General features: G+C 44.9%; 2 protein-coding genes and 1 pseudogene. 2 read left to right on the top strand and 1 reads right to left on the bottom strand.

From position 1 onward, the window contains the following. Positions 1 to 2,725: 2,725 nt before the first annotated feature. Positions 2,726 to 3,207, bottom strand: a pseudogene (smrB, locus tag BG74_RS20085) (endonuclease SmrB). Positions 3,208 to 3,367: 160 nt separating this feature from the next. Between smrB and prmB the strand changes: the two are divergent. Further along, positions 3,368 to 4,300 (top strand): 50S ribosomal protein L3 N(5)-glutamine methyltransferase, encoded by a 933-nt coding sequence (prmB, locus tag BG74_RS00330; RefSeq protein ID WP_066595629.1) that lies wholly within the window; start codon positions 3,368 to 3,370, stop codon positions 4,298 to 4,300. Between the two features lie 79 nt (positions 4,301 to 4,379). Then, positions 4,380 to 5,465 (top strand): chorismate synthase, encoded by a 1,086-nt coding sequence (gene aroC / locus BG74_RS00325; protein WP_066595625.1) that lies wholly within the window; start codon positions 4,380 to 4,382, stop codon positions 5,463 to 5,465. Positions 5,466 to 5,886: the final 421 nt, after the last annotated feature.

Raw genomic sequence — 5,886 nt, 5'->3', positions numbered from 1 at the left:
TTTTTTGCATTCAATAATATAATTAGTTACGAGTTTAAAATGTCTAAATAAAATTAGACAGGGTAGATACTTGTTATTTTTGACGATGATAGTGTAAGTAACATATGGAAATTAATTTGCAGATCTGTGGCTGATAATAAAGCAGCATATGGCTTAAAGATATCAGAAAATTATTGTCATAATGACGCATTACTGGCGGTACTAAACCACGCAAACGTGGATACCATCGTCAGTATAGACGCAGATTTGTAAGACAATACGAATTATATAGAATAAATAATTGACTGATATATAAATGAATTTGTCTACAGCGTACGTTTACAGCTAGACAGTGATAGTTAATTTAATCTAACCTATGATATCATTTTATCTGATCATGGCTGTGATAGAGATTAAACAAATTCAAGATCATGATGATTTCATACTCATCAGCCGGGGTGCATTAAAAGTATTACTGAATTTAATAGAGAAAAATATTTATCTACGTAGCATAAAGTGAACAGGTATTTTATTCATGCATAGTGCGAGTGACTGGCGATACACATTATTCTCTGATCAAGATGATCTCTTTGGCGGTGAGAGGGATAACATCTTCTTCTATCTATCTCCTGCGTATTATATTTTACGCAGAATTTATCATCTGCTTTCTATCAGTATTTGTAATTATATATATCCTATATAAAAATAATCTGAAATATGGTAGAAGGTTAGATACCGATATCTCTTTCTATTTTATTCTTCGGTGGAATTTAATTATTTTTTCTCCGTATTGTAGATTAATATATTGTAAAATATACGCTGAAATAAAAAAACAGACCGTTTTTTAATAGAAAAATAAATTAATTATGAAGTTATCTCAAAAGCCACTGACGCAGCGCCGGCGGCGGATGATATACAGGTAACGTATAATACTTTAAATAAAAATGTTAAATAAAAGACGGTGAGAAATTGGTAATCCTAATAATTCCTCAATACTGAAAATGAAATTACTGAACGGTAATCATGCCAGGATCATCGCCGTTTTTTCTGGTTGAGTTTAATATCGGATTTATCCTATCTTATTTATCTATCACTATTTCATCTATCCTATCTATTTTCATAGCGACTCTGCGGATATGCAGGTGATAACTAGTGTTTTCATTGAAAGATACAGCCTACTTCCTGTAGATTTTTCCTATGGAAATAATATTATTTCCCTATATTATAGTTATTTCACTGCACTTGTAATGCTGTTGGGGATATCTGGCTATAAAGCTTATACATTCGGCTCTCTGCGCTTATTATTGCCGCCTAGTTTTTTATTATTTACCTCGACTATCTTAGGTATTCACGCGCCATTCTAAATCGCTAGCGCTGTCTGCGGTATTATTTATCCCATTGGGATACAACGATCTGGATATGGTCTTAGGGTAAAATATAATATAGAAAATATTATGTTTATACTTGTCACGGCGATAATGATGTTTCAATAGTTGCAGCGCCTATTCTGATATTATCTTTTTTAATTTTTCTACCAATAACGATGATATCTTTAGAGGCACCAATTAGAGATAAATTAGTTGCATTACCATTGATTGTGATTTTATTTATTTTTTCGATTTCTATAAAAGCGTTTATCCTTTCGCGTTATCATTAGCGATCATCATCGTCAGTTATGTTGGAAACGAGGCATTGCCTAGACACACCGGCCCCCTTGAAGTAAATTAATCTGCAGTTATTAACATTGTATAATCTACCCGATATGATGACAAACCTCTCACAGTTCGTGATTGCTATTCTTATCTCAATAATTGTCAAGGATGTTTTTATAGAGATGAAGATGGTTAGTTTAGGTTTCCTACTATATATCTTAAGTATTGGAATGCTTCTATATTACGTAGTACTTTTTATCTATGATATTGTAATGGCCAGGGTAAGAGTGAAATAAAAGTTAGTTTCTGTTAATAATAATTAACTTAGATTACTAGACATCTTCTTTATTCTAGCAGAGATAGGTATTGTGATTAGTTTATTCGCAGTGGCAAGTCTGAATCCTGATTCACCCTACCACGTGCAATAGGCTATTTCACTGCTCAAAATAACGTTTTATCGTTGTTATTATGAATAATTATCACGCATTATAAAAAAGCACGATATAAATCATAACAATCATCATAGCTCTTTTTAAATCATGCTAGTGTCCCGTAATTATAAATAAATATCTTAGTCTCAGTATTAATATTACGTTTCATCGCAATCTCGATTTCAATAGAGAAATTCTGTTGTTTATAAGGAAAAATAATATATACTAAAATTACAGCACAGATTTTTTGGGATATTACCGCTGAATTAGATTGATAATTCGGTAAATGCCTGTGAACTTGCCATGAATGGCAACAACTTTATTCCTCGACATTGGTTGTCCAACCTAAGTTGGTTCTGCTCCATAGAGAAGTGTTTTACTATTTAAACTAGGATGTCGAAGCAAGATAAGTTGATAAAAGATCGGATCATGAAGCGCTATGGCGAATTACTACTCACTAAAGGGATGTATCTATTTGGAAAAGACTAGTAATTTGGGAAAATGACCGGCAATGCGTTAACTGAGCTCTGCTCGACTAAGGGCGAAAACACCCGCGCCTAGGTCCTGTGACGCTAGAGCTACAGCCTTCCTACTTGTTATCTTTTAATACGTCAACTCTACCATAATCAATAGCAACGCACCTCCGCTAACTTCCTTCGGCGCCTAATGAAATCCCTTGACGTCAAGATGTTGTGCTGGCTAAAGCAGCGTCTACTACTTCAAGATATGTTTGCCGTGTCCGTGCATGACTTAGGCGCAACACACATGTTCATGTCGGCAAGCGACTATGAGCACGCCTACTCCTGTTTTTCTTCCGCCCGCGTAAGCCCGTACACGTCCACAAAAATAGCTCAGGTGTATAGTCACCCGCGCCGCAGCTTTTTTGCCTCATATAGGATCACATTCGGCCAGACATAGCGCGGCGGTCCTTGTCCCTCTGCTTTGAAACAGCGGCTGGAATTCATCGGAAAAGTAGAAAATGGCATCTACCTGCTCCTGGATCAATTGTCATGGGGCATTGCAGTTTTCGTGCGTTGCGGCGAAGAGGCGGCTTTACCCAGTCATGGGACAGGAGTTTAAACGCACACTACCGTCTGCCTAAACAGCAGAAGATCATCCTCCGCCAGTGTAAACCATTTTTTCATTATTTCTTTCTGCGCCTAGCCTTTTATATCAATTTACTCTCTTTTTGATGGCGAAAAAAGTGGTGCCATTTCCTTCCAAAGCTTACCTGGCTACTGCTTTGTCCATCACTTCATGGCACACTAGCGCCTGTTGAAGAAAGTGAAGATCATGGAGGGAAGATTGGACAAAATTTTTGTGGATGAAGCGGTAGCGGAAATGCATACCATACAGGATATGCTTCGCTGGACAGTCAGCCGGTTTAACGCCACACAACTTTATTACGGCCACGGTACCGACAATCCCTGGGATGAAGCGCTGCAGCTGGTGTTGCCCAGTTTGTCCCTGCCGCTGGATTTTCCGCCGGAGATGCACGGCGCACGCCTTACCTCCAGCGAGCGTGCCTGTGTGGTTGAGCGCGTGATCCGCCGGGTCAATGAGCGTATACCCGTGCCGTACTTGACCAATAAGGCCTGGTTCTGCGGCCTGGAGTTTTATGTTGACGATCGCGTGTTGATCCCGCGTTCGCCTATTGGCGAACTAGTTACCGATCGTTTTCGCTATTTATTGCCGCATCCTCCTGCGCATATACTCGATATGTGTACCGGTAGCGGCTGCATCGCCATCGCTTGCTCCTACGCCTATCCCGAGGCAGAGGTAGACGCGGTAGATATTGCTCCTAGTGTATTGGCCGTGGCGGAGCAAAATATCCAGGCGCACGGCGTTGAGCATCGGGTCACTCCGATTCTCTCCGATTTATTCCGTGACTTACCACCGCTAGCCTATGACGTGATCGTCACCAACCCGCCCTATGTGGATGAAGAGGATATGAATGATTTGCCGGCAGAGTTCCACGCCGAACCGGTGCTGGGCCTGGTCGCTGGAAGCGATGGTCTCAAGCTAGTGCGGCGTATTCTAGTCTGTGCGCCCGATTACCTTGCCGAGGATGGTGTACTGATTTGCGAAGTGGGTAACAGCATGGTGCAATTGATGACACAATACCCACAGGTGCCATTCCGCTGGCTGGAATTTTCCCACGGCGACGACGGTGTATTAATGTTGACGCGGCAGCAGTTAATCGCCTGCGGCGAACTATTCAAGCTGTACCGTGATTAAAACCCCTGGCCCGGCCGCGAAGCCCGAGTGCAGCTGTGGAGTGTCACTTTTACTTATCAGGAATTGGTAAGGAGTCCCGATGGCAGGGAACAGTATTGGACAATTTTTCCGCGTTACTACCTTCGGAGAATCCCACGGCCCAGCTCTAGGCGGGATCGTCGACGGTGTACCGCCGGGTATCCCGCTTAGCGAGGACGACCTGCAGCGTGATCTTGACCGCAGGCGGCCAGGCACATCGCGCTATACTACACAGCGGCGCGAGCCGGATCGCGTGAAGATCCTTTCCGGCGTCTTTGAGGGCGTCACTACCGGCACCAGCATCGGGCTGCTTATTGAAAATACCGATCAGCGCCCGCAGGATTACAGTGCTATCAAGGATCTCTACCGTCCGGGACACGCCGACTACAGCTACGAACAGAAGTATGGCCGGCGCGATTATCGCGGCGGCGGTCGTTCATCTGCGCGGGAAACGGCAATGCGCATCGCTGCCGGGGCCATCGCCAAGAAATATTTGGCGCAACACTATGGGGTACAGGTGCGCGGTTTTCTAGCGCAAATGGGCCATATTCGCTGCGAACTCAAAGATTGGGCACAGGTGGAACAAAATCCGTTCTTCTGCCCTGATGTCGACTGTCTGGAGGCGCTCGATGCGCTGATGCGAGATTTGAAAAAGGCTGGGGATTCCATAGGTGCCAAGATCACGGTCGTAGCGGAGAATTTGCCCGCCGGCCTAGGAGAGCCAGTGTTCGACCGCCTTGATGCTGATCTGGCCCATGCGCTAATGAGCATCAACGCTATGAAAGGAGTAGAGATAGGAGATGGTTTCTCGGTGATCGGCAAGCGCGGCAGTGAAAACCGCGACGAGATCACTCCAGAAGGCTTCCAAAGTAATCACGCCGGCGGCATTCTCGGAGGCATCAGCAGCGGCCAGCCGGTTGTCACTCATCTCGCCCTTAAGCCCACCTCCAGTATCATGGTGCCCGGACGGACGGTGAACCGCAACGGCGAGGCAGTGAAGATTGTGACCCGCGGCCGTCACGATCCTTGCGTCGGCATCCGCGCAGTTCCTATTGCCGAGGCCATGATGGCGATCGTGTTAATGGATCACTTGTTGCGCCAGCGCGCGCAGTGCGCGGATGTTGTTGCGTCGTCGCCGGTATGGTGACCATGATGCGTAGGCTATTCACAGTTTGGCTGGCGATGGCTGCATTCGGTGCGGCGCCGCGCGGGACGCCGTGGCAAAAAATCGATATGCCAGCGCCATCGGCAGCTTCGCAACGGTTGTATTATCAGGTACCTAACCGTTGCCGCTGGAGGTGGGGAATTATCAAGTACTGCGACTGGATCAGCGGCGCTACTTCGGCCATCTCAATGCTAATACCGGCCGGCGGTCGGTTCAGCATCTGGCACGTTAGCCAACAGTCGAGGCTGGATTCGGATATCTGTCTACAGACGCCGCGTCAGCTCTGGACCAACTCCCAATATTGAAACCACAACCTCTAGATCTGGTGTCGGCCAATGGCAATGGCCGCAAAAAATAACTGTGTCTGGGTTTTTGGCCAGCTACTGCGACTGGCGGCGCGAGG

The organism is Sodalis-like endosymbiont of Proechinophthirus fluctus (genome assembly GCF_001602625.1).
GTDB lineage: Bacteria > Pseudomonadota > Gammaproteobacteria > Enterobacterales > Enterobacteriaceae.
This window is presented reverse-complemented; position numbering and strand designations above follow the sequence as displayed.